Annotated in this window: 19 protein-coding genes; 3 read left to right on the forward strand and 16 right to left on the reverse strand. The window is 73.7% G+C overall.

Going from position 1 to position 25,389, the window contains the following annotated elements:
* Nucleotide 1: 1 nt before the first annotated feature.
* From ITX44_RS23945 to ITX44_RS23965, 5 genes are all read right to left on the reverse strand, one after another.
* Entirely contained in the window at nucleotides 2-547 is a 546-nt protein-coding gene (locus ITX44_RS23945) for an MOSC domain-containing protein (RefSeq protein WP_205359401.1), read from the reverse strand.
* A 67-nt stretch (nucleotides 548-614) separates the two neighbouring features.
* Nucleotides 615-797, reverse strand: coding sequence for a tail-anchor membrane protein (locus tag ITX44_RS23950; protein ID WP_205359402.1), 183 nt, complete (start codon nucleotides 795-797; stop codon nucleotides 615-617).
* A 143-nt stretch (nucleotides 798-940) separates the two neighbouring features.
* Nucleotides 941-3,340 (reverse strand): Tex family protein, encoded by a 2,400-nt coding sequence (locus tag ITX44_RS23955; protein WP_205359403.1) that lies wholly within the window; start codon nucleotides 3,338-3,340, stop codon nucleotides 941-943.
* A gap of 121 nt (nucleotides 3,341-3,461) precedes the next feature.
* On the reverse strand, nucleotides 3,462-3,968 hold the full coding sequence (locus ITX44_RS23960; protein ID WP_307795456.1) for a GNAT family N-acetyltransferase: 507 nt from the start codon (nucleotides 3,966-3,968) through the stop codon (nucleotides 3,462-3,464).
* A gap of 235 nt (nucleotides 3,969-4,203) precedes the next feature.
* Complete coding sequence (locus ITX44_RS23965) at nucleotides 4,204-5,667, reverse strand: M1 family metallopeptidase (RefSeq protein WP_307795457.1); 1,464 nt, start codon at nucleotides 5,665-5,667, stop codon at nucleotides 4,204-4,206.
* Nucleotides 5,668-5,745: 78 nt separating this feature from the next.
* On the opposite strand from ITX44_RS23965, the gene ITX44_RS23970 reads away from it, so the two are divergent.
* On the forward strand, nucleotides 5,746-6,591 hold the full coding sequence (locus ITX44_RS23970; RefSeq protein ID WP_205359404.1) for a MerR family transcriptional regulator: 846 nt from the start codon (nucleotides 5,746-5,748) through the stop codon (nucleotides 6,589-6,591).
* A gap of 137 nt (nucleotides 6,592-6,728) precedes the next feature.
* Here the strand turns inward: ITX44_RS23970 and ITX44_RS23975 are convergent, their stop codons facing one another.
* The 7 genes from ITX44_RS23975 to ITX44_RS24005 form a co-directional block, all read right to left on the reverse strand.
* Nucleotides 6,729-8,894, reverse strand: a complete 2,166-nt coding sequence (locus tag ITX44_RS23975; RefSeq protein ID WP_205359405.1) for a 3-hydroxyacyl-CoA dehydrogenase NAD-binding domain-containing protein — start codon at nucleotides 8,892-8,894, stop codon at nucleotides 6,729-6,731.
* 178 nt (nucleotides 8,895-9,072) lie between these two features.
* Complete coding sequence (locus ITX44_RS23980; RefSeq protein ID WP_205359406.1) at nucleotides 9,073-10,287, reverse strand: acetyl-CoA C-acetyltransferase; 1,215 nt, start codon at nucleotides 10,285-10,287, stop codon at nucleotides 9,073-9,075.
* Nucleotides 10,284-11,408, reverse strand: a complete 1,125-nt coding sequence (locus ITX44_RS23985; protein WP_236061473.1) for a CaiB/BaiF CoA transferase family protein — start codon at nucleotides 11,406-11,408, stop codon at nucleotides 10,284-10,286. The genes ITX44_RS23980 and ITX44_RS23985 overlap by 4 nt, the downstream gene beginning before the upstream one ends.
* A 256-nt stretch (nucleotides 11,409-11,664) precedes the next feature.
* On the reverse strand, nucleotides 11,665-12,813 hold the full coding sequence (locus tag ITX44_RS42735; protein WP_205359408.1) for a helix-turn-helix transcriptional regulator: 1,149 nt from the start codon (nucleotides 12,811-12,813) through the stop codon (nucleotides 11,665-11,667).
* A gap of 234 nt (nucleotides 12,814-13,047) precedes the next feature.
* The gene (locus ITX44_RS23995; RefSeq protein ID WP_205359409.1) at nucleotides 13,048-15,018 is read right to left on the reverse strand and encodes a primary-amine oxidase; all 1,971 of its coding nucleotides are present in this window, start codon (nucleotides 15,016-15,018) and stop codon (nucleotides 13,048-13,050) included.
* A gap of 192 nt (nucleotides 15,019-15,210) precedes the next feature.
* The gene (locus tag ITX44_RS24000) at nucleotides 15,211-16,740 is read right to left on the reverse strand and encodes an APC family permease (protein WP_205359410.1); all 1,530 of its coding nucleotides are present in this window, start codon (nucleotides 16,738-16,740) and stop codon (nucleotides 15,211-15,213) included.
* Nucleotides 16,741-16,777: 37 nt separating this feature from the next.
* Nucleotides 16,778-17,734: a hypothetical protein gene (locus ITX44_RS24005; RefSeq protein ID WP_205359411.1), complete on the reverse strand. Its 957-nt coding sequence runs from the start codon at nucleotides 17,732-17,734 to the stop codon at nucleotides 16,778-16,780.
* A gap of 234 nt (nucleotides 17,735-17,968) precedes the next feature.
* On the opposite strand from ITX44_RS24005, the gene ITX44_RS24010 reads away from it, so the two are divergent.
* Together ITX44_RS24010 and ITX44_RS24015 are read left to right on the forward strand one after the other, a co-directional pair.
* Nucleotides 17,969-19,402: an NsdA family TPR-like regulatory protein gene (locus ITX44_RS24010; RefSeq protein WP_236061420.1), complete on the forward strand. Its 1,434-nt coding sequence runs from the start codon at nucleotides 17,969-17,971 to the stop codon at nucleotides 19,400-19,402.
* Nucleotides 19,403-19,764: 362 nt separating this feature from the next.
* Nucleotides 19,765-21,228: an MFS transporter gene (locus ITX44_RS24015; RefSeq protein WP_205359413.1), complete on the forward strand. Its 1,464-nt coding sequence runs from the start codon at nucleotides 19,765-19,767 to the stop codon at nucleotides 21,226-21,228.
* 69 nt (nucleotides 21,229-21,297) lie between these two features.
* Here ITX44_RS24015 and pspAB read toward each other — a convergent pair whose 3' ends face one another.
* The 4 genes from pspAB to ITX44_RS24035 form a co-directional block, all read right to left on the reverse strand.
* Nucleotides 21,298-21,849, reverse strand: coding sequence for a PspA-associated protein PspAB (pspAB, locus tag ITX44_RS24020; RefSeq protein ID WP_205359414.1), 552 nt, complete (start codon nucleotides 21,847-21,849; stop codon nucleotides 21,298-21,300).
* The gene (gene htpX, locus ITX44_RS24025) at nucleotides 21,849-22,751 is read right to left on the reverse strand and encodes a zinc metalloprotease HtpX (RefSeq protein ID WP_205359415.1); all 903 of its coding nucleotides are present in this window, start codon (nucleotides 22,749-22,751) and stop codon (nucleotides 21,849-21,851) included. Before htpX ends, pspAB begins: the two co-directional genes overlap by 1 nt.
* Nucleotides 22,752-22,981: 230 nt before the next feature.
* Entirely contained in the window at nucleotides 22,982-23,938 is a 957-nt protein-coding gene (locus tag ITX44_RS24030) for a quinone oxidoreductase family protein (RefSeq protein WP_205359416.1), read from the reverse strand.
* 176 nt (nucleotides 23,939-24,114) lie between these two features.
* Nucleotides 24,115-25,275, reverse strand: a complete 1,161-nt coding sequence (locus tag ITX44_RS24035; protein WP_205359417.1) for a citrate synthase/methylcitrate synthase — start codon at nucleotides 25,273-25,275, stop codon at nucleotides 24,115-24,117.
* Nucleotides 25,276-25,389 lie beyond the last annotated feature (114 nt).

The raw sequence follows: 25,389 nt of genomic DNA on the forward strand, positions 1-25,389 counted from the left end.
CTCAGACCCTTTCGAGCGGGCGGTGCGGCGCGGCCGGCAGCCGGACCTCGATGGCGTCGCCGGCGCGTACGTCGCCGCTTTCGAGGACGACACCCATGACGCCGGCCTTGCGGACGATGTCCCCGGCCTCGTCCCGTCCGACGACCTGCTTGAGCAGGCCGGTGCGGAAGGCGTCGATCTGCAGGCAGGGGTTGCGCAGGCCGGTGATCTCCACGACCGCGTCGGCGCCGAGCCGCAGCACGGTGCCGACCGGCAGTGCGAGCAGGTCCAGGCCGCGGGTGGTGATGTTCTCCCCGAGGTTGCCGGGGGCGACCTCGTATCCCGCCCTGCGCAGGTCGGCGAAGAGTTCGGCCTGGATGAGGTGGACCTGGCGCAGATTGGGCTGCGTCGGGTCCTGCGCGACCCGGGACCGGTGCTGGACGGTGACGCCGAGGTGTGCGTCGCCCTCGACGCCGAGGCCGGCGAGCAGCCTGACGACGTCCTGGTTGACCTTGCTGAACCGGTGCAGGGTGTCGCGGCTCACCGCGACGACCGTACCGTCGTTCATGACGTGGGTAGTCCCCTCGCTCGGTTGCCCCTGACCGCACCGGCACCCTAGCGGGGGTGGTCCCGCTTCAGCGACCGATTTGCTTCCGGCCCGCCCGGCGCAAGCGGCGGCGCTGCGAGGGGTCGAGGGCCAGGTAGGCCGCCGCCGGAATGCCGATGATGATCAGGAATGACGCCCACCAGGGGATCCAGGCGAGCAGGATCAGGCCCACCACCACGCCCCCGATGACCAGCTTCGTACGGTTCGACATCTCCCCGCCTCCGTTCACGACGACCCGCGCCGCGTCCTGGCTTTTACCTACCCATTGCAACGCGTTGCGGACCGCAGCGGTTCCCTCCATTGTGCCGCCCGCCGCCCTGTCGCACAGAACGGCGGACGGCACCCGGGGGGCTGCTACCTGCCGCCGGTGAGGCCGGCCCGGCGCAGGGCGTCGGCCATCGCGCCGCCCGGCGCCGGCTGCTGCTGCCCGCCGCCGCGGCGACCGCCGCCGCCCTGGCCGCGCCCGCCGCCCTGCCGCGGGGGTCCGCCGCGGCGCTCGCCGCCCTGTCCGCCGCCTTGGCCACCGTTCTGGCCGGCACGCTGCCCGCCGCGCGGCGCCCCCACCTCGTCGTCCAGCCGCAGCGTCAGCGAGATCCGCTTGCGCGGCAGGTCCACGTCCAGCACCTTCACCCGCACGATGTCGCCGGGCTTGACCACCTCGCGCGGGTCCGACACATAGGACGTGGACAGCGCCGAGACGTGCACCAGGCCGTCCTGGTGGACACCGACGTCCACGAAGGCGCCGAAGGCGGCCACATTGGTGACCACTCCTTCCAGCAGCATCCCCGGGCGCAGGTCCTTCATCTCCTCCACGCCTTCCTTGAAGGCGGCGGTCCGGAAGGCGGGGCGCGGGTCGCGGCCGGGCTTCTCCAGCTCGGCCAGGATGTCGGTGACGGTCGGCAGGCCGAAGGCGTCGTCCACGAAGTCCTGCGGGCGCAGGGTCCGCAGCACCGATCCGTTGCCGATCAGGGCGGAGATCTCGGTGCCCGCGGTGGCGCTGATCCTGCGCACCACCGGATACGACTCGGGGTGCACGCTGGAGGCGTCGAGCGGGTCGTCGCCGCCCTGGATGCGCAGGAAGCCGGCGCACTGCTCGTACGCCTTGGGGCCGAGGCGCGCGACGTCCTTGAGGGCCTTGCGGGTGCGGAAGGGGCCGTTGGTGTCGCGGTGGGCGACGATGTTGGCGGCCAGGCTCTCGGTGATGCCGGATACGCGGCGCAGCAGCGGCACGGACGCGGTGTTGACGTCCACCCCGACGCCGTTGACGCAGTCCTCGACCACCGCGTCCAGGGAGCGGGACAGCTTCACCTCGGACAGGTCGTGCTGGTACTGCCCGACGCCGATCGACCGCGGGTCGATCTTGACCAGTTCGGCCAGCGGGTCCTGCAGCCGCCGGGCGATGGAGACCGCGCCGCGCAGCGACACGTCCATGCCGGGCAGTTCGGCGGCAGCGTAGGCGGAGGCGGAGTAGACCGAGGCGCCGGCCTCGGAGACCACGGCCTTGGTGAGCTTCAGCTCGGGGTGAGCCTTGATCAGGTCGGCGGCGAGCCGGTCGGTCTCCCGGGAGGCGGTGCCGTTGCCGATGGCGATCAGGTCCACCCGGTGGGCCGCGGCGAGCTTGGCGAGGGTGGCCAGCGACTCGTCCCAGCGGTTGCGGGGGGCGTGCGGGTAGATGGTGTCGGTGGCGACCACCTTGCCGGTGGAGTCGACGACGGCGACCTTGACGCCGGTGCGCAGGCCCGGGTCCAGGCCCATGGTGGAGCGGGTGCCGGCCGGAGCGGCCAGCAGCAGGTCGCGCAGGTTCGCGGCGAAGACCCGGACCGCCTCGTCCTCGGCCTCCTGGCGGAGCTGGACCCGCAGGTCGATGCCCAGGCGCACCAGCAGGCGGGTGCGCCAGGTCCAGCGCACGGTGTCGGCGAGCCACTTGTCGGCGGGGCGGCCCCGGTCGACGACGCCGAACTGCTGGGCGATGCGGCGCTCGAAACCGCTGGGCCCCTCGGCGGGCGCGTCGGCGGGGTCCTCCGGCTCCAGGGTGAGGTCGAGGACCTCTTCCTTCTCGCCGCGCAGCATGGCCAGCACCCGGTGCGAGGGCAGCTTGGTGAAGGGCTCGGCGAAGTCGAAGTAGTCGGCGAACTTCGCGCCGCTCTCCTCCTTGCCCTCGCGGACCTTCGCCACCAGCCGGCCGCTGCGCCACATCCGGGCGCGCAGTTCACCGGCGAGGTCGGCGTCCTCGGAGAAGCGCTCGGTGAGGATGGCCCGGGCGCCCTCCAGTGCGGCGGCCGCGTCCTCGACGCCCTTGTCGGCCGACACGTATCCGGCCGCTTCGGTCTGCGGGTCGAGACCGGGGTCGTTCAGCAGGGCGTCGGCCAGCGGCTCCAGCCCGGCCTCGCGGGCGATCTGCGCCTTGGTGCGCCGCTTGGGCTTGTACGGCAGGTAGATGTCCTCCAGGCGCGCCTTGGAGTCGGCGGCCATGATGCGGTCGCGCAGCTCGTCGTCGAGCTTGCCCTGCGACTCGATCGACTCCAGGATCGCGGCCCGCCGCTCGTCCAGCTCGCGCAGGTAGCGCAGCCGCTCCTCCAGGGTGCGCAGCTGGCCGTCGTCGAGGGCGCCGGTGGCCTCCTTGCGGTAGCGCGCCACGAAGGGCACGGTCGCCCCGCCGTCGAGCAGGTCGACGGCGGCCCGCACCTGCCCTTCGCGTACGCCGAGCTCCTCGGCGATCCTGGCCTCGACCGATTGCACGACCGGTGTCGTCACGATGCTGAACCCGCTTCCTTCGCTGGACTCCTGGACGCATTATCCAGGTGCCGGGCCCGGGCTCCGGCGCGGCAGGGCGCAGGGGTCGCCCGTACGCGTGCCCGGCAGCAGATGCGTCCGGTCAGAGCAGCTTCTTCTCGAACCAGTGCCCGGCGTAGACGCTGTCGTTGTACGGCGCGATCTCCGCGAAGCCGTGCTTGATGTACAGGGCGCGGGCCTCGACCAGGTCGGTGCGGGTGTCCAGGCGGATGGCGGCGGCGCCGAAGGTGTCGCGGGCGACGCCTTCGGCGGCGGTGACCAGCACGTCGGCGCCGCCCTGGCGGCGGGCCTCGGGCACCACGAACATCCGGGTCAGCTCGACGGTGGCCGCGTCCAGGACGCGCAGGCCCACACAGCCCGACGGCAGCCCGTCGCGGCGGGCCACCAGGAACTCGCCGGTGGGCCGGGTCAGGTCGTGGCTGGGCTCCAGGGCCAGGACCTCGTCGATCTCCCGGTCGTCGGTCGGGCGGCCGTAGTAGCGGACGATCAGCTCGGTGACATAGCGGCGCAGCAGCAGCTCCGACTCGGGGGCGGAGACCGGGTGCGGCTCGGCGGTCCAGGCGGCGCGGCGCAGTTCGTGGGTCGTCACGGGCCCATCCTGGCAGCGCCCCGGTGACGGCTTCCCCCGATTTTCGGCGCCCGCCGCCCGGCGTCAGGCGGGCATCAGCCGCACGTCAGCCGCAGGCACCTCACCCGGACCGCGCCGTCCGGGGCGCCTCTTGCGGGGCGTCCCAGTCCGGGCGCGCTTTCCGTCACCATTGCGGCCAGGACCCCCGCCACGATCCCCGGCACCATTGCCGCTACTTCTCCCGCCACCGTTCCCGTCACAGATGCGCCGGTTTCGCGGACCCGTACAGCCAGGTAGCGAAGAGCGGGCGCAGGTCGTGCGGGGTCAGCCGCTGGGCGAAGGCGGTGAATTCGGCGGTGGTCGCGTTGCCGCCCGCGTGGGCGGCCGGCCAGGTGCGCAGCAGGGTGAGGAAGGCCCGGTCGCCCATGGTGCGGCGCAGTTCGTAGAGCACCAGGGCGCCGCGCGAGTAGACGGGCGGGGCGAAGAGCTGGGCGGCCGTGGGCGGGGCGGCGGGCGGGAAGGCCCAGTCGGAGGTGCCGGCCAGGGCAGCGGCGGCGTTGGCCGCCACAGTGGTGCCGCCTTCGTGCTCCTGCCAGAGCCATTCGGCATAGGTGGCGAAGCCCTCGTTGAGCCAGATGTCGCTCCAGGACGCCGGGGTGGCCCAGTCGCCGAACCACTGGTGGGACAGCTCGTGCACCAGGGTGTCCAGGCGTACGGCGGGCGCACCGGCGTCGCCCGGGAAGGCCGGCCGGTTCTGGGTCTCCAGCGCGTAGCCGCCGACGCCCTTGGGCAGGTGGTCCACGATCGCGCCGGAGGAGGCGAAGGGGTACCGGCCGAACAGGCCGCTCTCCCAGTCCAGGACCTCCGGCAGGCGGCGCAGCGCGTCGGCGGTCTGCGGGTCGTCCGAGCGCGGGTCCACCGCGATGTACAGCGGCAGGCCGCTGGGGGTGCTGGTCCGGGTGACGGTGTAGTGCCCGATGCCCAGGGTGGCCAGATACGTGGCCATGGGCGCGGTGGTGCGCCAGTGGTACGCGGTGCGGCCGCCGCGGGTGGCGGTGCCGGCCAGTTCGCCGTTGGACACCGCGGTCAGCCCGGCGGGCACCGACACGGTGAGGTCGTAGGCGGCCTTGTCCGAGGGGTGGTCGTTGCAGGGGAACCAGGCCATGGCGCCGACGGGTTCGCCGAGGGCGAGGGCGCCGTCGTCGGTGCGGAACCAGCCCTCGTGCGAGCCGTCGGGGTCGGTGAGGAGCTGCGGGACGCCCGCGTAGCCGACGGTGGTCTCGAAGCGGGCGCCGCGGGCGAGCGGCCGGTCGGGCCGGACCGTGAGCTCCGTGCCGTCCCTGCGGAAGGTGGCGGGCCGCCCGTCCACCCGCACCGAGCCGACGGTCAGCCCGGACAGGTCCAGGTCGAAGGCGCTCATCGCCTCGGTGGCCGTAGCGGTGAGTACGGCGGTGCCGGTCAGCCGCCCGCCGGTCGGGTCGTAGGACAGGTCCAGGCCGTAGTGCGTGACGTCGTAGCCGCCGTTGCCGGCTCCGGGCAGCAGCCGGTCGCCGAGGCCGGGGGCGGCCGCGGGGGCGCCCGAGGCGACCGCCCCGCCGCCGGTACAGGCCACGCAGCACGTGAGCAGCAGCGCGGTCAGGCCGGCCCGGGAGGCGGCCGGCGAGCGGCCCCGGGCCCGGCCCCGCGGCGGCGGAAGCGGGCGGTCACGGCGAAGGCGCACCAGGTCAGCGTACGGGCCGTCGGCCGGGATGCCGCCGCGGGACTTTCACAGTGCTGGTGGCACAGCGATACTGTTGCGGTGCCCCAGACCGGTCTCACCATCGACGAGCTGGCCGCCCGCGCCGGGGTGACGGTGCGCACCGTCCGCTTCTACAGCGCCCGCGGCCTGCTTCCGCCGCCCGCCATCGGACCGCGCCGGATCGGGCGGTACGGCCCCGAGCACCAGTCGCGGCTGGCGCTGATCGGGGAACTCCAGCACCAGGGGCTGACGCTGGCGGCCATCGAGCGGTACTTCCAGCAGCTCCCGCCGGACATCAGCGCGCACGACCTGGCGATCCACCGGGCCCTGGTGTCGTCCTGGCTGCCGGAGGGCATGGCCGGGATCGACCGGGAGAAGCTGGAGCACCGGGTCGGCCGGCCGCTGACCGAGGCCGACCTCGACCGGCTGGAAGCGATGAACGTGCTGGAGCGCACCGGCGACCCGGACGCCTTCCGGGTGGACCCGGGCACCTTGCACCTGGGCGTGCGGCTGCTGGACATGCCGATCCCGGTCGAGGCGCTGGTCGAGGCCCGCGAGGCGATGATGGCGCACGCCCGCGCGGCGGCCCGCGAGATCAGCCGGATCTTCCTGGCCGAGGTGTGGCGGCCGGACCGCCCCTCGCAGATGCGGTCGCTGTCCGCGCAGATGCAGCCCCTGGTGGTCCAGGCGCTGGTGACCACCTTCCAGCGGGCACTGCGCGAGGAGGTGCGGGCCTGGCCGGCAGCCGGACCGGACACGCACCCCGGCGACGCGAGGGGTCCGCGATCCGACGACTCGGACGATGTGAGAGGTCCGCGTCCGGGCGACACGAAGAACGACGCCAGGGGTTCGCACGCCGCGAAGGACGACGCAATGGGCTCGGGCGACGCAGCGGGTCTCGCGTAACTCCCGCCCCCGGGACGCCGCGGACGGACCGGGCCCGTACCCGAAGATTCCGGGCCGGCCCGGTCCGTACCCGCACCCATAGCGACGGGTTCCGCGGCGCCCCGCCCCTGCCGGACGGGCCCGGCATACAGGCGGCCTCAGTCCGCGAACCGCTCCCCCTTCTCCGCCTTCTCCACCAGCAGCGCCGGCGGCTCGAACCGCTCCCCGTAGGCGGCGGCCAGTTCGCGGGCCCGGGCGGTGAACCCGGCCGGGCCGCCCTCGTAGCCGTTGATGTACTGGAGCACGCCGCCGGTCCAGGCCGGGAAGCCGATGCCGAGCAGGGAGCCGATGTTGGCGTCGGCGACCGAGGCGATGACGCCCTCCTCCAGCAGGCGCACCGAGTCCAGGGCCTCCGCGAAGAGCATGCGCTCCTGCATGTCGCGGAAGGGGAGTTCGGCGCCGGACCGCTGGAAGTGCTCGGCCAGGCCCGGCCACAGCCCGGTGCGGCGGCCGTCCTGGTAGTCGTAGAAGCCGGCGCCGCCGCTGCGGCCGGGGCGGCCGAACTCGTCGACCATGCGGTCGACGACCTCGTCGGCCGGGTGCGGCCGCCAGACGCCGCCGGACGCCTCGACGGCCTCGCGCGCCTCCCGGCGGATCTTCCGCGGCAGGGTCAGGGTGAGCTCGTCCAGCAGGGACAGCACCTTGGCGGGGTAGCCGGCCTGGGCGGCTGCCTGCTCGACGGAGGCGGCCGGCAGGCCCTCGCCGATCATGGCGACGCCCTCGTTGATGAAGTGGCCGATCACCCGTGAGGTGAAGAAGCCGCGCGAGTCGTTGACCACGATCGGGGTCTTGCGGATCTGCCGGACCAGGTCGAAGGCGCGGGCCAGCGCCTCGTCGCCGGTGCGCTCGCCACGGATGATCTCCACCAGCGGCATCTTGTCCACCGGCGAGAAGAAGTGCAGGCCGACGAAGTCCTGGCCGCGCTGGACGCCCTCGGCGAGCAGCGAGATGGGCAGGGTGGAGGTGTTGGAGCACAGCAGCGCGTCGGGCGCCACGATGCCCTCGATCTCCTGGAACACCTTGTGCTTGAGCGCCGCGTCCTCGAACACCGCCTCGATGACGGCGTCGCAGCCGGCCAGGTCCGCGGGGTCGGCGGTGGGGGTGATCCGGGCCAGCAGCGCGTCCCGCTTCCCGGCGGTGGTCCGGCCCTTGGCCAGTGCCTTGTCGAGCAGACCGGCGGAGTACGCCTTGCCGCGCTCGGCGGCAGCCAGGGACACGTCCTTGAGGACGACGTCGATGCCGGCCCGCGCGCAGGAGTAGGCGATGCCGGCGCCCATCATGCCCGCGCCGAGCACGGCGACCCGCCGCACCTGGCGGGTGGGCACCCCGCCCGGGCGGCGGGCGCCGGAGTTGACGGCCTGCATGTCGAAGAAGAACGCCTGGATCATGTTCTTCGAGACCGGGCCGCAGACGAGTTCGGTGAAGTAGCGGGCCTCGACCACGGTCGCGGTGTCGATGTCGACCTGGGACCCCTCGACGGCCGCGGCGAGGATGTTGCGCGGCGCGGGGAACGGGGCGCCGGCCAGCTGCTTGCTCAGGTTGGCCGGGAAGGCGGGCAGGTTGGCGGCGAAGGACGGGCTCTTGGGGGTGCCGCCGGGGATCTTGTAGCCGGGCACGTCCCAGGGCTGCCGGGCCTCGGGGTTGGCCTCGATGAAGGCGCGGGCCGCGGCCAGCATGGCGTCGCGGTCGGCGGCCACCTCGTGGATCAGCCCGGCCTCCAGGGCGCGCGCCGGGTCGTAACTCCGGCCCTGGAGCAGCACTTTGAGCAGCGCGTCGGCGATGCCGAGCAGCCGTACGGTACGGACCACGCCTCCGCCGCCGGGCAGCAGGCCGAGGGTGACCTCGGGCAGGCCGATCTTGCTGCCGGGCGCGTCCAGGGCGACGCGGTGGTGGCAGGCCAGGGCGATCTCGTAACCGCCGCCCAGCGCCGCGCCGTTGATGGCGGCGACGACCGGCCGGCCGAGCGTCTCCAGGCGGCGCAGCCGGCGCTTGAGCCGCATGGAGCGGGCGAAGACCTGCTCGGCGTCGGCGGGGGTGGCGCGGATGAGGTCGCGCAGGTCGCCGCCGGCGAAGAAGGTCTTCTTCGCGGAGGTGACGATGACGCCGCGCACCGTGTCGAGTTCGGCTTCGAGGCGGTCCATGGTGGCGTCGAAGGAGTCGGCGAACGCGGCGTTCATGGTGTTGGCCGACTGCTCGGGGTCGTCCAGGACGAGCGTGACGATGCCGTCGGCGTCCTGCTCCCAGCGGATGGTGGACTGGCTCATGGTGTTCGGGGCTCCGTCGGGTCCGGTGAGCGGGAGGTGGGGGGCCGGCGCTGCGGAAGGGCGATCCGGCAAGGTGATCCGGCAAAACGGTCCAGCCGAGCGATCCGGCCGAGCGATCCGGCCAAGCGATCCGGAGCGGCGGTGCCGGAAGCGATCCGCAATTGCGGCGGCTGGGGCGTCAGACGCGCTCGATGACGGTGGCCACGCCCATGCCGCCGCCCACGCACAGGGTGGCCAGGCCGTAGCGCTGGTCGCGGCGCTCGAGTTCGTCCACCAGGGTGCCCAGCAGCATCGCGCCGGTGGCGCCGAGCGGGTGGCCCAGCGCAATGGCGCCGCCGTTGACGTTGACCTTGTCCAGGCTCACCCCCATGTCGGAAGCGAAGCGCAGCACCACCGCGGCGAAGGCCTCGTTCATCTCGATCAGGTCGATGTCGTCGATGGTGAGCCCGGCCTTGGCCAGCGCCTTGCGGGAGGCGGGCGCGGGGCCGGTGAGCATGATGGTGGGCTCGGAGCCGGAGACTGCGGCGGAGACGATCCGGGCCCGCGGGGTCAGGCCGAAGCGCTCGCCCGCCTCGCGGCTGCCGACGACGACCAGCGCGGCGCCGTCCACGATGCCGGAGGAGTTGCCCGCGTGGTGCACATGGTCGATCTTCTCCACCCAGTGGTAGCGCTGGAGGGCGACCGCGTCGAAGCCGCCGAGGTCGCCGATGTCGGCGAAGGACGGCTTGAGGCCGGCCAGCGACTCGGGGGTGGTGCCGGGGCGCATGTGCTCGTCCCGGTCGAGCACGACCAGACCGTTGCGGTCCAGCACGGGGACCACGGACTTGGCGAAGCGGCCCTCCTTCCACGCCTCGGCGGCGCGTTCCTGGGACATCGCCGCGTACGTGTCCACGTCGTGCCGGGTCCAGCCGCCGATGGTGGCGATCAGGTCGGCGCTGACGCCCTGGGGGACGAAGCCGGTGTCGAGGGACGTCATGGGGTCCATCGCCCAGGCGCCGCCGTCGGAGCCCATGGCGACCCGGGACATCGACTCCACGCCGCCGGCCAGGACCAGGTCCTCCCAGCCGGAACGGACCTTGGCCGCGGCCAGGTTGACCGCCTCCAGGCCGGAGGCGCAGAAGCGGTTCTCCTGGACGCCGGCCACGGTGTCGGGCAGACCCGCCGCAATGGCGGCGATCCGGGCGATGTCGGAACCCTGGTCGCCGATCGGGCTGACCACGCCCAGCACGATGTCGTCGATGGCCGCCGGGTCCATGCCGGGCAGGCGCCGCCGGATCTCGTGGATGAGGCCGACGACCAGGTCGATCGGCTTGGTCCCGTGCAGTGATCCCGTCGCCTTGCCGCGCCCGCGCGGGGTGCGTACGGCGTCGTAGACGTAGGCCTCGGTGCTCAACGTCGTGCCTTTCGGTGAGGGGGCGGAGTGGCCGGAGCGGGGGCGGCCCAGTCGCGGGCCACCTCTTCGGTGTGCTCGCCGGGCCGCGCGGGCGGGCGGCGTACCGCGGTCGGGGTGACGGAGAAGCGGGGCGCGGGCGCGGGCTGCGTGACGCCGCCGGCCCGTACGAAGGTGCCGCGCCCGGCCAGGTGCGGGTGGTCGGGCGCCTCGCCGAGCGGGAGTACGGGCGCCACGCACGCGTCGGTGCCGGTGAACACGCCCGTCCACTCCTGCCGGGTGCGGGTCTTGAAGCGGGCGGCGACCGCGGCGCGCAGTTCGGGCCAGCGGGCGGGATCCGCGCGCAGCCCGGCCTGCGCCGCGGTCAGGCCCAGCAGTTCGGCGAAGCGGGCCCAGAAGCGTTCCTCCAGGGCGCCGAGGGCCATCCAGCCGCCGTCCGCGGTCTCGTAGACGCCGTAGAAGGGGGCGCCGCCGTCGAGCAGGTTGGCGGCGCGGCGGTCCTGCCAGGCGCCGGCGGCGCGCATGGCGTGGATCATGGTGGTCAGGTGGGCGGTGCCGTCCACGATCGCCGCGTCCACGACCTGGCCCTCGCCGTGCAGGCGGGCGTGGTGGAGGGCGGCGAGCAGGCCGGTGACCAGGTAGAGGGAGCCGCCGGCGTAATCGCCGAGGAGGTTGGCGGGCGCGGCGGGCGGGCCGTCGGCGGGGCCGGTGAGGCCGAGGGCGCCGGTGACGGCGATGTAGCCGATGTCGTGGCCGGCGGTGGCGGCCAGCGGGCCGTGCTGCCCCCAGCCGGTCATCCGGCCGTAGACCAGGCGCGGGTTACGGGCCAGGCACGCGTCGGGACCGACGCCCAGGCGCTCGGCGACCCCGGGCCGGTAGCCCTCGATGAGGATGTCGGCGCGTTCGACGAGGTCCAGCACGGCGGCCGGTCCGCCGTCGGACTTCAGGTCGATCACCACGGAGCGCTTGTTGCGGTTGGTCAGGTCGTACGCCGGGTCGATGCCCAGGTCCGGGCCGCCGGGCCGGTCGACCCGCACGACGTCGGCCCCGAGGTCGGCCAGCAGCATGGCGGCGAAGGGTCCGGGGCCGATGCCGGCCAGCTCCACCACGCGCACGTCTGCCAGCGGTCCGGCGACGGCGGGCGCCGCCGACCGGTTTGACAGTCCTGATGTCACATCAAGGATGCTAGGAACGTGTTCGGGTCTTGGCAAGGTCTGACTGAGCGCTCGCTCACCTCGCGCGGGCCGTCCGGGTGAGGTGCACAGCCGCCCCATACGGCTGTGGTACGCCGCCGGACCGGCGCGTACCACGGCGCGAGACACCCCGGACCGGCACCGTACGGCACTGGTGCGTCGCGGAGCCGGCCGGCGGCCCTACGTCTCAGCCCGCCCGCGTACGCAGCCGGCCGTCGGTGGTCAGCGGCGGGTCGGCGAGCCGGGGCAGGTAGCAGCGCCGGAACAACTCGCCGCTGAACTCGCGGCGGCTGCGCACGCCCGCCTTGTCGAACACCTTCCGCAGGTGGTCCTGAACGGTGTACTCGGCGATGTGCAACTCCGCGGCCACCTCGGCGGTGGACCGGCCGAGCAGCACCCGCTGGGCGACGTCTCGCTCGCGCGGGGTCAGGCCGTAGGCGTCCAGGACGATCGCGGTCAGCTCGCCGGGGGTGCTCGGCGTGAGCGCGACGTACGTGAGCTCCTCGGCGCCGGCCTTCTCCCGCCAGCCGCTCAGCGTGACCCACTGCCCGGTGCGGGTCAGCGCCCGGGACCGCACCTGCACGCCGGGACCGGCGGTACGCGCCCGGCCCGCGAGCGCGCCGAGCGCCCGCGGGTGCCCGGCGTCCCCGCCCGCCCGGGCCTCCTGGACCAGGCCGAGCCAGCGTTCGGCGGTGGACGTGCTCATCCGTACCCGCCGGTCGTCGTCGAGGACGACCAGTCCGGCCGCGTCGGGCACCTCGCCGTCGTCCGCGGCGGCGCCGGACACCAGCAGGGAGCGGCGCAGCGCGGTGGTGGTCGGGGCCACGGCGGCCGCGGCCAGGTCCACGTCGGCCGCGGTGAAGGGCGGCGCGCCGGCCTCCCGGCACAGCGCGAGCAGTCCCCAGGCGCGGCGACCGTCGCGCAGCAGCACCCGCAACTCGTCGGCGAGGCCGGCGGGGCGCAGCACGTCGCGGTAGTAGACGTTCCCGGTCAGGTCCGGGCCGGCCGAGCGGCTGAGCAGGCTCACCGGCGACGCCCGGCGGGCCAGCGCGCGGATGTTGTCGGCGCCGGCCTGCTCGGCGTGCTCGATCTCGAACAGCCGCGGCATCACCTCGTCGGGGAAGCCGTGCTCGTGCAGCCCACCCGTGTCGAGCAGCGTGGCCGGGTCGAACATGACGGCGCACCAGACGTCGGCGGGCACCGCGGCCAGCAGTACGGAGGCCGCGGTCCGCAGCACGTCCAGCGGTCCGCACCCGGCGGTGCCGGACAACCGGCGGGTGAGGTCGCCGGCCAGCGCGTCCCGGGCGGCGGGACGCGTTAATCGCGTGGAGGTCACCCGAGCAGCGTACGGCGATACCCCAGACATCTGGGATGGGATCGGGGCGAACGTCCCGCTAATGTGACCACTGGTTCGACCGGCGGGCCGGGGAGGGACCGCTCGGTCGGCCGTACGGGCTGCCGTTCACGGCCGCGCCCGCAGGGGGGGTTGCGCGGCCACAGCCTGTCTCCGGTACGTGACGGCCCGGGCCGGCGTACCGGAGACAGGCGGCGCGTCGTCACGCGAAGACCGTCAGGTATGGCAGTGCCGACCGTGGTCGCCCTCGGTGTGCCCGGTGGACTCCGGCAGGTCCAGGGCCGGGTTGCGGTCGAAGAAGCCGGTGGGCTTCAGGGTGAAGCCGCAGATGTCGACCGGCATGACCGGCCAGTCCTCCAGCCGGGGCAGGTGGGTCGGGCCGAAGGTGTGCCACAGCGTCAGGTCGGTGTCGGTCAGGGTCTCACCCGGCTCCGACCACTGCGCCACGCCGGCCCCGCCCGGGTGCTGGTTCGGGTGATCGCCGTCGGGATAGTGCCGCTCGGGCCGGTAGCGGGTCACCCACAGGTGCCGGGTGGCGTACGCGGCGCGCCGGGCGACCGCCGAGCCGGGCCGGGCGAGCAGCAGCGGCTGCGGATCGGGCAGCAGCGTGTAGGCCACCGGCTGTCCCATCCGGTTGTGCGCGCCCGGGTTGCTGATCCGCCAGCGCCTGCCGGCCGCCGGGTCGGCGACGCGGCCGGCCTCGCCACTGTCGGCGACGGGAGTGGCCCTGATGGTGAAGGCGTTGCCATGGGGATTGTCCGGGCCGATCGGCAGCGGCACCACGTCGATCTCCTCGACGGTGTTGCCGGGATGCTCCGCGCTCGCGTCGAGCGCCACGTCCAGCCGGGCGCAGAACAGGTGCTGGTGGAAGGGCGCGAGCAGGCCCGGCGCGACCTCGGTGGCGTACGGCGAGCCCGCCCCGGGCGGCGCGGCCGAGGTCTGCAGCAGCCCGGTGGCCTTGGCCTCGAAGGCGATGGTGCCGTCCTGGTACAGGTACCAGTAGAAGCCGTAGTCGTAGTTGCCGAGGGTGGCCAGGTACGAGATCACCAGGCGGCGCGAGCGGCGGCTGTGGGCGGTGAAGCCATCGAAGATGTCGGTGTGCTTCCACAGCAGGCCGGTGTCCTCCTCGTGGACGCAGATCGCGTTGGGCAGCGTCTGCGGGCGGCCTTCGTCGTCGGCGACGACCGCGTCGAGGTAGGTGATCTCGCCCAGGCAGTCGCAGCCCAGGCGCAGGGCGTTGGCGTTGCGGCCGAGCAGGTACTCCCCCGCGTCCAGGTAGCACACCCAATTGCGGGCGGGGTCGGGCTCGGCGTACGGGACGGCCATCTCGGCGATGGACGCGCGGTGCAGCACGGAGCGTTCGCGGTCGCCGTCGCGGTGGGCGACCTGGTGCAGCACCAGCCCCTCGCGGGCGTTGAAGTCCAGCCGCAGCCGCCAGTTCTGCCAGCTCAAGGACGAGCCGTCGAGGGTGAAGGAGGGGCCCTGCGGCTGGACGATCTCCAGCGGGCGCAGGTCGGTGCGGGCCGGTCCGGTGAACTCCGGCTCGTAGCGGCCGCATTCGACCGGCGTGGGGACGATTCCGGTGTCGGTGAGGCGTATCACCCGGCGCTCGGTCAGGTCGACGTCGGCGACCAGGCCGCCGACCGGGTGGGCGAACGGGTTGTCACCGGCCTCGCACCGCAGGAAGGTGAGCGAGCGCAGCATGCGGCGGCCGGCTTCCTCGGGGCGCCCGAAGTTGCCCGCGGCCAGCGGCGCGGCGACGACCAGCGAGAGGTCGGTGATCCCGCGCGCGGCCATCGCGGCCCGCCAGCCGGGGTCGGCCTTCACGATCGCGTCGCAGGTCTCGTACTCCTCGAACAGCACCGGGGGTTGTCCGTCGGCCGCCGCGTCCAGGTCCCGGTGGGCCAGCAGCAGCCGCGCGGTGACGTCGACCAGGGCCTCGGCGGAACGGCCGGTGGCGGTGTCGAGAAGGGTGACGCGGACCCGGCGGGAGGCGTGGTGACCGTCGCGGTGGGCCAGCACCTCGGACCGGGGCGGCTCGTCGGGCAGCAGCAGCGGGAAGCGGGTGGCCGGGCCGACCTTGCCCGCGGCCTCGAGGACGGCGCGCGCGGCGGCGATCTCGTCCGCGGTCAGCGGGTCCAGCGGGTGCGGGACGCCGGTCGCGGTGCCCGCGGGGGTGTCGGTCATGGGGATTCCTCACCACGAAGGGGGCTGTGCGACCGTACGGGCCCGCGCCGGTGGCGTACGGCTCGCGTCCGGCAGGTGCCGTTGGGTCCGCGTCCGGCCGGCGACCCGCGTGGGGGCGGGGCACCGGCCGGAGGGGCGTACGGCGTCGGGAGGAGTGTTCGCCGGGGCCTCGGGGGATGCTGTCGCGCGGCGTCAGGCGGTGGGTTCGGCGGCAGTTGCCGCCTTGTCCAGCTGGAACGCCTCGTTGCCCAGGCCGATCCTGGCGTGCGCGGCGGGGTTCTTGCTGTGCAGCACGAGACCGTAGACCAGGCCGATCAGCAGGGCCAGCCCGATGATGCCGGGCAGGATCCAGCGCAGGCCGTGGCCGGGGTCGGCGCCGAGCAGCACCCGGAAGTCCTTGACCGCGTAGAAGGCGATGGCCAGCAGGGCGGCGGCCGCGAGTCCGGAGGTGGCCAGCCGCCAGGCCTGCACGCGGGCGGCGCCGCGCTTGACGAAGAACGCGATGACCGCGATCGAGGCGGCCGCCATCAGCAGCACCACACCGAGCGCGCCGACGTTCCCGGCCCAGGTGAACAGCCGCATCATCGGGGCGAACGAGGGGTCGCCGCCGGGCTTGTCGTCGGTCACCGCGAAGCAGATCACCGCGATCAGCGCCGCGGTGGACTGGATGAGCGAGCCGACCACGGGCGCGCCGCCGGACCGGGTGGTGCGGCTGACGGCGGCGGGCAGCAGGCCGTCGCGGCCCATGGCGAAGGCGTACCGGGCCACCACGTTGTGGAAGCTCAGCATCGAGGCGAAGATCCCGGTGATGAAGAAGACGTTCAGCACGTCGGTGAAAGTGCCGCCGATCCGGGCCTGGTTGAGGTCGAACAGCATGGTGGGGCTCTTCTGGGCCATGCCCACCACCTGCGCGGGGCCGGCGGCCACGGTGATCGCCCACGCGCTGAACGCGAAGAGCAGGGTGGCGAATCCGACCGCCAGGAACATCACGCGCGCCACCACCCGCTGCGGCCGGCTGGTCTCCTCGGCGTAGACCGGGGCCTGCTCGAAGCCGGTGAAGCCGGCGATGCAGAAGCACAGCGCGGTGCCGAAGCCGGCGCCGCCTATCGTGCCGGGGTCGAAGGCGTGCAGCGACACGCCCTGCGGGCCGGCGTCGGACAGGAAGCTGATGTCGAAGATCACCACGAGGGTGGTCTCCACCAGCAGCAGCACACCCAGCACCCGGGCGTTGACGTCGATCTTCAGCGCACCGAAGACGCCGGTGAGCAGCACTCCGCCGAGCGCCGGCCACCACCAGTCCACGTTGTGGTGCCAGTGCTGGGCGATCTGGCTGGAGATCTCGAAGCCGAAGATCCCGAAGATGCCCATCTGGAGGATGCTGTACGAGAACAGCGCCACGTAGGAGGCGGCGGCGCCGGCCGTGCCGCCCAGGCCCCGCGCGATGTAGGCGTAGAAGGCACCGGCGTTGTGCACGTGCCGGCTCATCTCGGCGTACCCGAAGCTGAACAGCACCAGGACGACGCCCAGGATCAGGAAGATGAGCGGCACCCCGACGATCCCGACGGCGGCGAACGTGGTGGGCACCACCCCGGCGACGACCATCAGCGGGGCGGTCGCGGCAAGGACCGACAGCAGCAGGCCGGGAGTACCGATCCGGTCCGCACGCAGGGCTCTCTGCTCGCCCTTGAAGGTACTGATCTCCGAGGTACTGCCCGTCAGCATGAGTGCGGTTCCTTCCTGGAAGTTCGAGGTGGGGGACTTACGAGGAACCGAAACCGAGCGCGTAGTTGCGCGCGGCGCGGAACGACTTCTTCGGGTCGTGGTTCAGATACGCCCAGGGCGCCTGCGTGGCAAGGGTGCCGATCCGGTTGAACAGGGCGGCGGCGGCCACGGTGTCGCCCGAGTGGAACTTCGCGAACGCCAGGTAGTTCAGGTCCAGCGGCAGGCGCGGATGGCTGCGGTCGTCCCAGTCCAGCCACCAGTCGAAGGCGGCCCGCAGGCTGGTACGGGCCCGCCCGCTGGTCCAGTACGGCAGTCCGGCCGGGTCGGCGGGCAGCGCGCCGTCGGCGGCCAGCGCCCGGTACCGCTCGACCAGGGCGACCAACGGCAGGACGGCCAGCGGCGATCCGGGCCCGGCCTCGTCGGCGGCCCACTCGGCGAACTCGTACACCTCGTGGAACGGGTCGTCGCCGTCGGTCTTCTGACGCTCGGCCAGCACCTGGGTCATCAGGTAGTGCGCGTGGTGGTGGCCGCGGTGCCGGCCACGGACCTGGTCGAAGGCGCGCACCTGCTCGTCGTCGGTGCCGGTGCGGCGGGCCAGGATGAGCAGGCCGAGCCAGGGCGTCGGGTCGCGGGGCGTCATGCGGGCGGCGCGCAGGCACGCCTCGCGGGCGGAGTCGGGGCTCTGCTTGCCGTCGGCGGCCCGGAAGACGGCCGCGCAGGCGTACAGGGCCACGGCGTCCGGGCTCTCCGGCTCGGCCATCAGCCATTCCTCCGCCCAGGCCGCGGCGGACCGGCCCTCGCCCAGGACGACCAGCCGGTGGCCGCGGCTGTCCCAGTCGCTGCCGGTACGCGCGAGCAGCGCACGGACCTCCGTCCACCGGCCCTGGCTCAAGGCGGCCCGGGCGGCGATGAGTTCCCCGTCCCCGAGCGCGGGGTCCAGGGCCAGGTCGTCCTTGCCGCGAGTGAAGCGGAAGGGTGGCGGCGGTGGTGTCATCCGCGGGCTGCCCTCCACGGCACGCGTTACGTCTTGTGATCGCAGACAGCCAACCGGTAGGCGGTCGCCATCGACAAGGCCGCACCTGTTGTCTCGGTGTAGTCCCGTATCGTTGCAGGGGTTTGAACCCCGGACGGACGTGTGGACGGGGGTGTCCGGCTGGCGCGGGCACCGCAGCACCTGGTATTCGATGGCCTGATCGTGGCGGCGTGACGCGGCAGTTGGGACGGGCGGATGGGTGGGAAGGTGGCACGCGAGGGCTCTGCCGCTTCGACGCATCCGCTGGCGTACGTGCGGCGCCGTCACGGGTGGAGCTATCAGGACCTGGCGAAGGTGATCGCCGAGCACGCCCGGGCGCTGGGCGTGCCCATGGCGGCGCGCCGGGAGAAGGTGTGGCGCTGGGAGCACTGGGGCGTGGTGCCCGAGGCGGACAGCCAGCGGGCACTGGCCCGGGCGCTCGGCGTCCCCTTCCGCGAGCTGGAACTGCGGCCCTGGCCGCGCTGGCTCCCCGCGCACGGCGGCATGCCGGACGAGCTGGCCTGGACCCTCGACGGCAGCCTCACCGCCCTGTCCGCACTGGTCGACGACGCCGCCGACGATCCCCGCGGCTATCCGATCACCGACGAGCGCACGCTGCGCGGGGCCGTGGCCGACTGGACCGCCGCCCAGGCCGGCCCGGCCCCTGACCCGTCCCTGCCGCGCGAGGGCGAGGCGCCGCGGCTGCTGACCGACGCGGACGATCCCGCGGCGCAGGACACGGCCGGTGAGGCCTTCGGGTGGCCCGGCGGCGGCCCGGTCGGTCCCGGGGACGACCCCGTCGGGGTGGACGGCACAGTGGTGGAGTGGCTGGAGACCGGCGTGCTGGGGCTGCGGCGGCTGGACGACCGGCTGGGCGGAGGGGCGGTACGGCACCGGGTCGCGGCGGACCTGCGGCTGGTGTGCGGGCTGCTGCGCCGGGGACAGCCGAGCGGGCGGGACACGCGGGCTCGGCTGCTGCGGGTGGCCGCGGACCTGGCGCAGCTCGGCGGGTGGGCGGCCACCGACACCGGCCGGCTGGGGGCGGCGCAGCGGCACTACCTGACCGGTCTGCGGCTGGCCCACACCGCCGGCGACCGGCCGATGGCGGTCGCCCTGTGGGGCGGGCTGGCGCTCCAGGAGGTGATCGCGGGCCGCCCGAACGACGCGGTGGCCGCGGCCGAGGCGGCGGTACGCGCGGCCGGCAGCGCGCCGCCGGCCGTACGGGCACTGGCCGCGAGCCGGCTGGCCCGGGCGCACGCCGCCCTCGGCGCCGAGGGCGCCTTCCGCCGGGCGATGGCCGAGGCGGAACGCCGCCTCGAGGCCGCCCGCACCGACCCGGGCCCGCCCTGGCTGTACTGGTTCGACCCGGCGGAACTGACCGCCCAGACCGGACTGGCCCTGCTCGACCTGGGCGCGGCAGCGGAAGCCGCCCCGCTGCTGGAGAAGGCGCTGGCCGCGCAGGACCCGGCCTTCCTCCGGGACCGCAGCCTCTACTCGGTCCGCGCCGCCCAGGCCCACGCCCTGACCGGCGACCTGGACACCGCCCTCGAACTCGGCCGCGAGGCGTCCCGCCTCTCCCGCTACTGCGGCTCCCCCCGCCTGGCCGACGCGCTGGACACGCTCAAGGAAGCGGTCGACGCGCGGCGCTGAGGCGATGCGCTTCCGCAGGGCCCGGGCACCGAGGGACCGGGACCGTATTCCCCGCGTCACCTCCCCGTCCTGCACTTCCTCAGCCACCGATACGAGCCGCGGGCCCCGGCACACATTGCTCAGCCCGTCGCTGAGGCGATGCGCTTCCGGAGGGCGCCCGGCGCCGGCGGACCGGCGCCGTACTCCCCTCGCTCCCCCGTCGTGCCCTCCCCCGGCTACCGATACCGGCCCGCAGGGCCCCGTACGCATTGCCTAACGGCGACCGATTCGGCCGCGGCCGGCGCTCCATAGCGTCGTGACCCACAGGAAGAAGGCGCCGGACGGGCGCCGTCATCCGTGGACGAACAGACAGGAGCACCGTCATGGCTTCGGCCCCCTCCATCGCCGTGTCCCAGGCCGCGGGTCCGCGAACGCCACCGGAAAGCGGCGAGCGGCCGGTTCTGGGCCTGCTGGTCCTGATGGCCGCGACCTTCATGGCCGCGCTGGACATCTTCATCGTCAATGTGGCGATCCCCGCGATCCAGGGGGACCTGCACACCGGGAGCGCGTCGGTGCAGTGGGTGGTGGCGGGCTTCGGGCTGGCGGTCGCCACCGGGCTGATCACCGCGGGACGGCTGGGCGACATGTTCGGCCGGCGGCGGATGTTCACGCTGGGGCTGGCGCTGTTCACCGTGACCTCGGCGGCGTGCGGCTGCGCGCCGGGCGCCGGGACGCTGGTCGCGGCAAGGGTGCTGCAGGGGCTGTCCACCGCACTGATGAGCCCGCAGGTGCTGGCCGTCCTGCAGACCGCGTACACAGGTCGGGCGCAGGCCCGGGCGTTCAGCGTGTACGGGCTGGTGATGGGGATCGGCGCGGTGTTCGGCCAGCTCATCGGGGGCCTGCTGATCCGGGCCGACCTGCTGGGGCTGGGCTGGCGGGCCTGCTTTCTGATCAATGTGCCGGTGGGCGCGGTCGCGCTGGCCCTGGTGCCGAGGGCGCTGGCCGAGTCGCGGGCGCCGCGCCGGCCCCGTCTGGACAACACCGGGGTGCTGCTGTCGTCGGCGGCCACGGTCGCGCTGGTGCTGCCGCTGATCCAGGGCCGCAGCCTGGGCTGGCCGCTGTGGACCTGGCTGTGCCCGGTGGGCGCCGCGGTGCTCGCCGCGGGCTTCGTCGTCCACCAGTCCCGGCTGGGCGCGGCGGGCGGCGACCCGGTGCTGAATCCGGCGCTGTTCCGGCATCGGGGTTTTCGGCCCGGCGCGCTGGCGCAGGTGGTGTTCTGGACCGGCCAGGCGTCCTTCTTCCTGGTGCTGGCGCTCTACCTCCAGGCGGGCCGCGGCCTGGCCGCCCTGACCTCGGGCGCGGTGTTCCTGTCCATCGGCATCGGCTACCTGATCACCTCCACCGCCGCGCACCGCATCGCGGCCCGGTTGGGCAGCCGTACGGTGCCGGTGGGCGCCCTGCTGATGGCCGCGGGGCTGGGGCTGCTGTGGGCGGCGGTCCACGCCTCGGGGACCACCGGAAGCCTGTGGGAGCTGACCCCGGGGCTGTTCGCCGACGGCGTCGGGATGGGCATGGTGATCGCCCCGCTGACCCGTACGGCCCTGGCGCCGGTGCCGCCGCACCTGGTGGGGGCGGCGTCGGGCGTGGTGACCACCATCCAGCAGATCTGCGGCGCGCTGGGGGTGGCGCTGATCGGGATCGTGTTCTACGGCGCGGTCGGCGACGGCGGCGGCCCGGCCCGCTACCCGCACGCCCTGGGCCTGAGCCTGCTGTGCCTGATCGGCCTGGAGGTCACGCTGGCCGCGCTGACCGGGGCGATGGCGGTGGCGGAGCGCCGGGAGGGGTGACGGCGCCGGGCCCGCCGCCCGGTGGCAGAGCGCCCGAAGGCAAGGCGCCCGGTGGTGGGGCGTCCGGGGTCACAGACCCGGGGCGCCCCACACCGGGAACCAGCGGCTGAGGTCCTTCTCCTGCCGCAGGTCGTTCGCCACCAGGGCGTTGATCTGGAGCTCCAGGGCGCTGTCCCGCTTCTCGCCCGGCAGCGGGGCGAAGGGGTAGAAGGAACCGCGTTTGTAGAGGTAGACCAGCGCCAGGGAGCGGCCCTCGGGGTCCTTGAAGCCCACCAGCGAGCACAGCAACTGGGGACCGAAGCCGTGCTCCTCCAGGCTGGAGTTCACCGCGTGCAGGTCGGTGACCAGATCGGTGACCTCGCTGGGCCGGTGGCGGGAGAGCAGCCAGGTGTAGCCGTACGAGTCCTGGCTGGACTCCACGCCCAGGAGGGTGTGCAGGTCCTGCTGGATCTCGGCGAAGGCACCGCCCTCGACCGCGGCGAAGCACACCGAGCCGAGGCCGGTGGGCCGCATCTCACTGGCCGCCTCGAGGGTGATGGCGGCCGAGGTGAGTCCGAAGAGCTGGTCGAGGTCGGGTTTGACCGGCTTGCTGCGGCCGAGCAGCACGTCGAGCAGCCCCATCAGCGGCGGTCCAGCTCACGGGTGATCCCCGCGAGCTGCTCCAGACGCCGCTCCAGGGTGGGGTGGGTGGAGAGCAGCTTGCCCAGGCTCGGGCCGGAGCTGAGCGCCGGGGCGAAGTAGAAGGCGTTGAAGGGCTCGGCCTTGCGCAGGTCCTCGGTGGGGATGGCCGCCATCGCGCCGTTGACCTTGGTCAGCGCCGAGGCCAGCGAGGAGGGCCGGCCGGTCAGCAGGGCGGCGCTGCGGTCGGCGGACAGCTCGCGGTAGCGGGACAGCATCCGGGTGAGCAGGAAGCTGATCGCGTAGACCAGCGCGCTGACCAGCGGGATCAGGACGGCGATCAGGGCCGCGTTCTGGTCGCGGGTGTCGCGCCGGAAGCCGCCCCACAGGCCGATACGGGTGATGACGCCGGCCAGGATGCCCAGGAAGGAGGCGATGGTCATGACGGCCACGTCCTTGTGGGCGACGTGCGACAGCTCGTGGGCGACGACGCCCTCCAGCTCGTCCGGCTCCAGCCGGCGCAGCAGGCCGGTGGTGACGCACACCACCGTGTTCTTCTGGTTGCGGCCGGTCGCGAACGCGTTGGGCACGTCGGACTGGGCGATGGCCACCTTCGGCTTGGGCAGGTCGCCCAGCGCGCAGATGCGGTCCACCACCCCGTGCAGTTCCGGAGCCTGCTCCGGGGTGACCTCGCGGGCGCCCATGCTGAAGGCGGCGATGCGGTCGCTGAACCAGAACTGGGCGACGAAGAGCAGGCCGGCGATGACCACGATCATCGGCCACGCCCCGCGCAGCAACGCCAGCAGTGCGCCCACGAAGACGACATAGACAAGTCCGATCAGGAACATGGTGACGACCATGCGTGTCGTCAGTCCCCGGTCGGGAGCGAAGCGGTTCCTGTTCATAGCCCCTCCCGAGACGTGCGGGGCGCGGGTCGCTGGGCCGCGGCCCGACGTACTCCGTTGGTTCGGTGCTGCCGGTGTTGCTGCTCGAATTGTGCCTCTACCACCACTGCAACGGCCAGCACCGCCCAGCCGTTCCGCGCCGCGCCCTCGACCGGATGTCTTTTGACCTCTGTTGACCGAGCTCTGTCCGACCTCTGTTGACGCGCGTCCCTCCATTGGCGCACATCGAGCTACTGGCGCACATCGAGGACGAGCTTGCCCCAGGTGCGGCGGGCCCGCAGGTCCGTGTGGGCGTCGGCGGCGCGCGACAGCGGGTAGACGCCGCCGACGCGCGGGGTGAGGTCCCCCTTGACGGTCATGCCCAGCAGCTCCCCGAGAGGTTCGCGGAACATGCCGGGCCGGCGCAGGCAGTGGGCGAGCCAGAAGCCGGTCACCGTCCGGGAGTGGGCCATCAGGCTCGCGGGCGCGACGGGGGTGGGCGGGACCCGGGAGGCCAGGCCGTAGGTGATCAGCCGGCCGAAGCGGGCCAGCGCGGCCAGGGAGGCGTCGAAGACCGGGCCGCCGGTCATCTCCAGCACGATGTCGACCTTGTGCCCGCCGTTCGCCTCGACCAGGCGTTCCTCGAGGTCCTCCGGGGCGGCGTCGATCGCGATGTCCGCCCCGAGCTCCAGCGCGAGGTCCCGCTTGCGCTCGTTGGAGGCGGTGGCGATCACCCGGCCCGCGCCGTACGACTTGGCGAGCTGGACGGCGAGCGATCCGGTGCCGCCGGCCGCCGCGTGCACGACCACGCTCTCGCCGGGCACCAGGCGGGCACAGGTGCGCAGCAGGTGCCAGGCGGTGACGCCCTGGACGATCAGGGCGAGCGCCTGTCCGTCGGTCACCTCGTCGGGCACCTCGTGGGCCAGCGCCTCGGTGGCGGCGGCCCGCTGTGCGTAGCCACCGTTACGGGGCAGCAGGGCGACCAGCCGGCGCCCGTCGCCGGTGCGGCCGACGATCTCCCCGCCGGGCACCAGGGGCAGCTCGGTCCGGGAGAGGTACGAGTCCTCCACCGCGTGGGTGTCGGCGTAGTTGATGCCGGCGTGGTCCACCTCGACCAGCACCTCGCCCGGGCCGGGCACCGGGTCCGGCAGTTCCGCCTCGTGCAGCACTTCCGGGCCGCCGAACTCGGTGATCTGGATCGCGCGCACGATGGCTCCTCCGGTGGTCCGCGGTGGCCCCGGCGCTCCGCCAGGCCCGGCCTCCCATGCTACCGACTGGTCGGTATGTCGCCACCCGGCGTGCCTCACGGCATGGCGCGGTCTTCCCCGAGGACTCCCCCTGACATCTCCCCGAGGCGTCGCCCGGCGCGTTCCCGCAGCGGCGGTCAGGCCGCCGGGACCGGCTGCGCGGGCGGCGGGCCCACGTACCGCGCCGCCGGCCGGATGATCTTGCTGTCCTCGGCCTGCTCCAGGATGTTGGCGCTCCAGCCGACCACGCGGGCGGCGGCGAAGGTGGGCGTGAACATCTCCCGGGGCAGCCCGCACAGCTCCATCACGACGCCGGCGTAGAACTCGACGTTGATGTGCAGCTCGCGGCCCGGCTTCAGCTCGGCGAGCAGTGCCTCGGCGCGCTCCTCGACCCGGACGGCGAAGTCCACCAGGTCGCCGCCGAAGCCGCGGGCGATGCGCTTGAGCATCCGCGAGCGCGGGTCCTCGGTGCGGTAGACGGGGTGTCCGAAGCCCATGATCCGCTCGCCGGCCAGGATGTGCTCGCGCAGCCAGCCGTCGATCCGGTCCGGGGTGCCGATCGCGTCGAGGGTGTCCAGCGCGCGGCTGGGCGCGCCCCCGTGCAGCGGGCCGGACAGCGCGCCGATCGCGCCGGTCAGGCAGGCGGCGAGGTCGGCGCCGGTGGAGGCGATGACCCGGGCGGTGAAGGTGGACGCGTTGAAGCCGTGGTCGACCGTCGAGATCAGGTAGCGCTCGATCGCCCGCGCCCGGTCCGGGTCCGGCTCCTGCCCGGTGAGCATGTAGAGGTAGTTCGCCGCGTACGGAAGGTCGTCGCGCGGCTCGACCGGCTCCAGGCCGCGGCTCAGCCGGTGCAGCGCGGTGAGCAGCGTCGGCACGGCGGCGCAGGCGGCCAGGGCGTCTTCCCGGCGGCGCTCGGCGTCGATGTCGTACAGCGGCCGGAATCCGGCCGCGGCCCCGGTCAGCGACAGCGCGGTGCGCAGCCCGGCGAGCGGTCCGGAGCGCGCGGTCGCCCGCGCCACGGCGGGCAGCGCCGTACGGACGTCCGCGGGCAGGTGGCGCAGCGCGGCGGTCCGGGCGGTGAACTCGGCCCGCCCGGCCGCGTCCGGCAGCTCGCCCAGGAACATCAGGTGCCAGACGTCCTCGAACGTCCGGGTCTCGGCCAGTTCGACCGCCGAGAACTCCCGGTAGTGGTAGAAGCCCTCGCTCCCCCGGACGTCGCCGAGGGATGTCTCGGTGACGATCACGCCCTTCAGACCGCGGGGTACGTCGATCGGGGCGGCGGGCGGGTTGATCGGCATGGTTGTCCTCCTTGGGTATGGACTTGACTGTCCATGATTGATTGAATGGATGTCAATGTTGATTGAACGGCGATCCGATCAATATCGATAGGCAGACACATCCGGATACGGTGA

This window comes from Actinacidiphila acididurans, from assembly GCF_016918855.1.
In the GTDB taxonomy this organism is placed as follows: Bacteria; Actinomycetota; Actinomycetes; order Streptomycetales; family Streptomycetaceae; genus Actinacidiphila; species Actinacidiphila acididurans.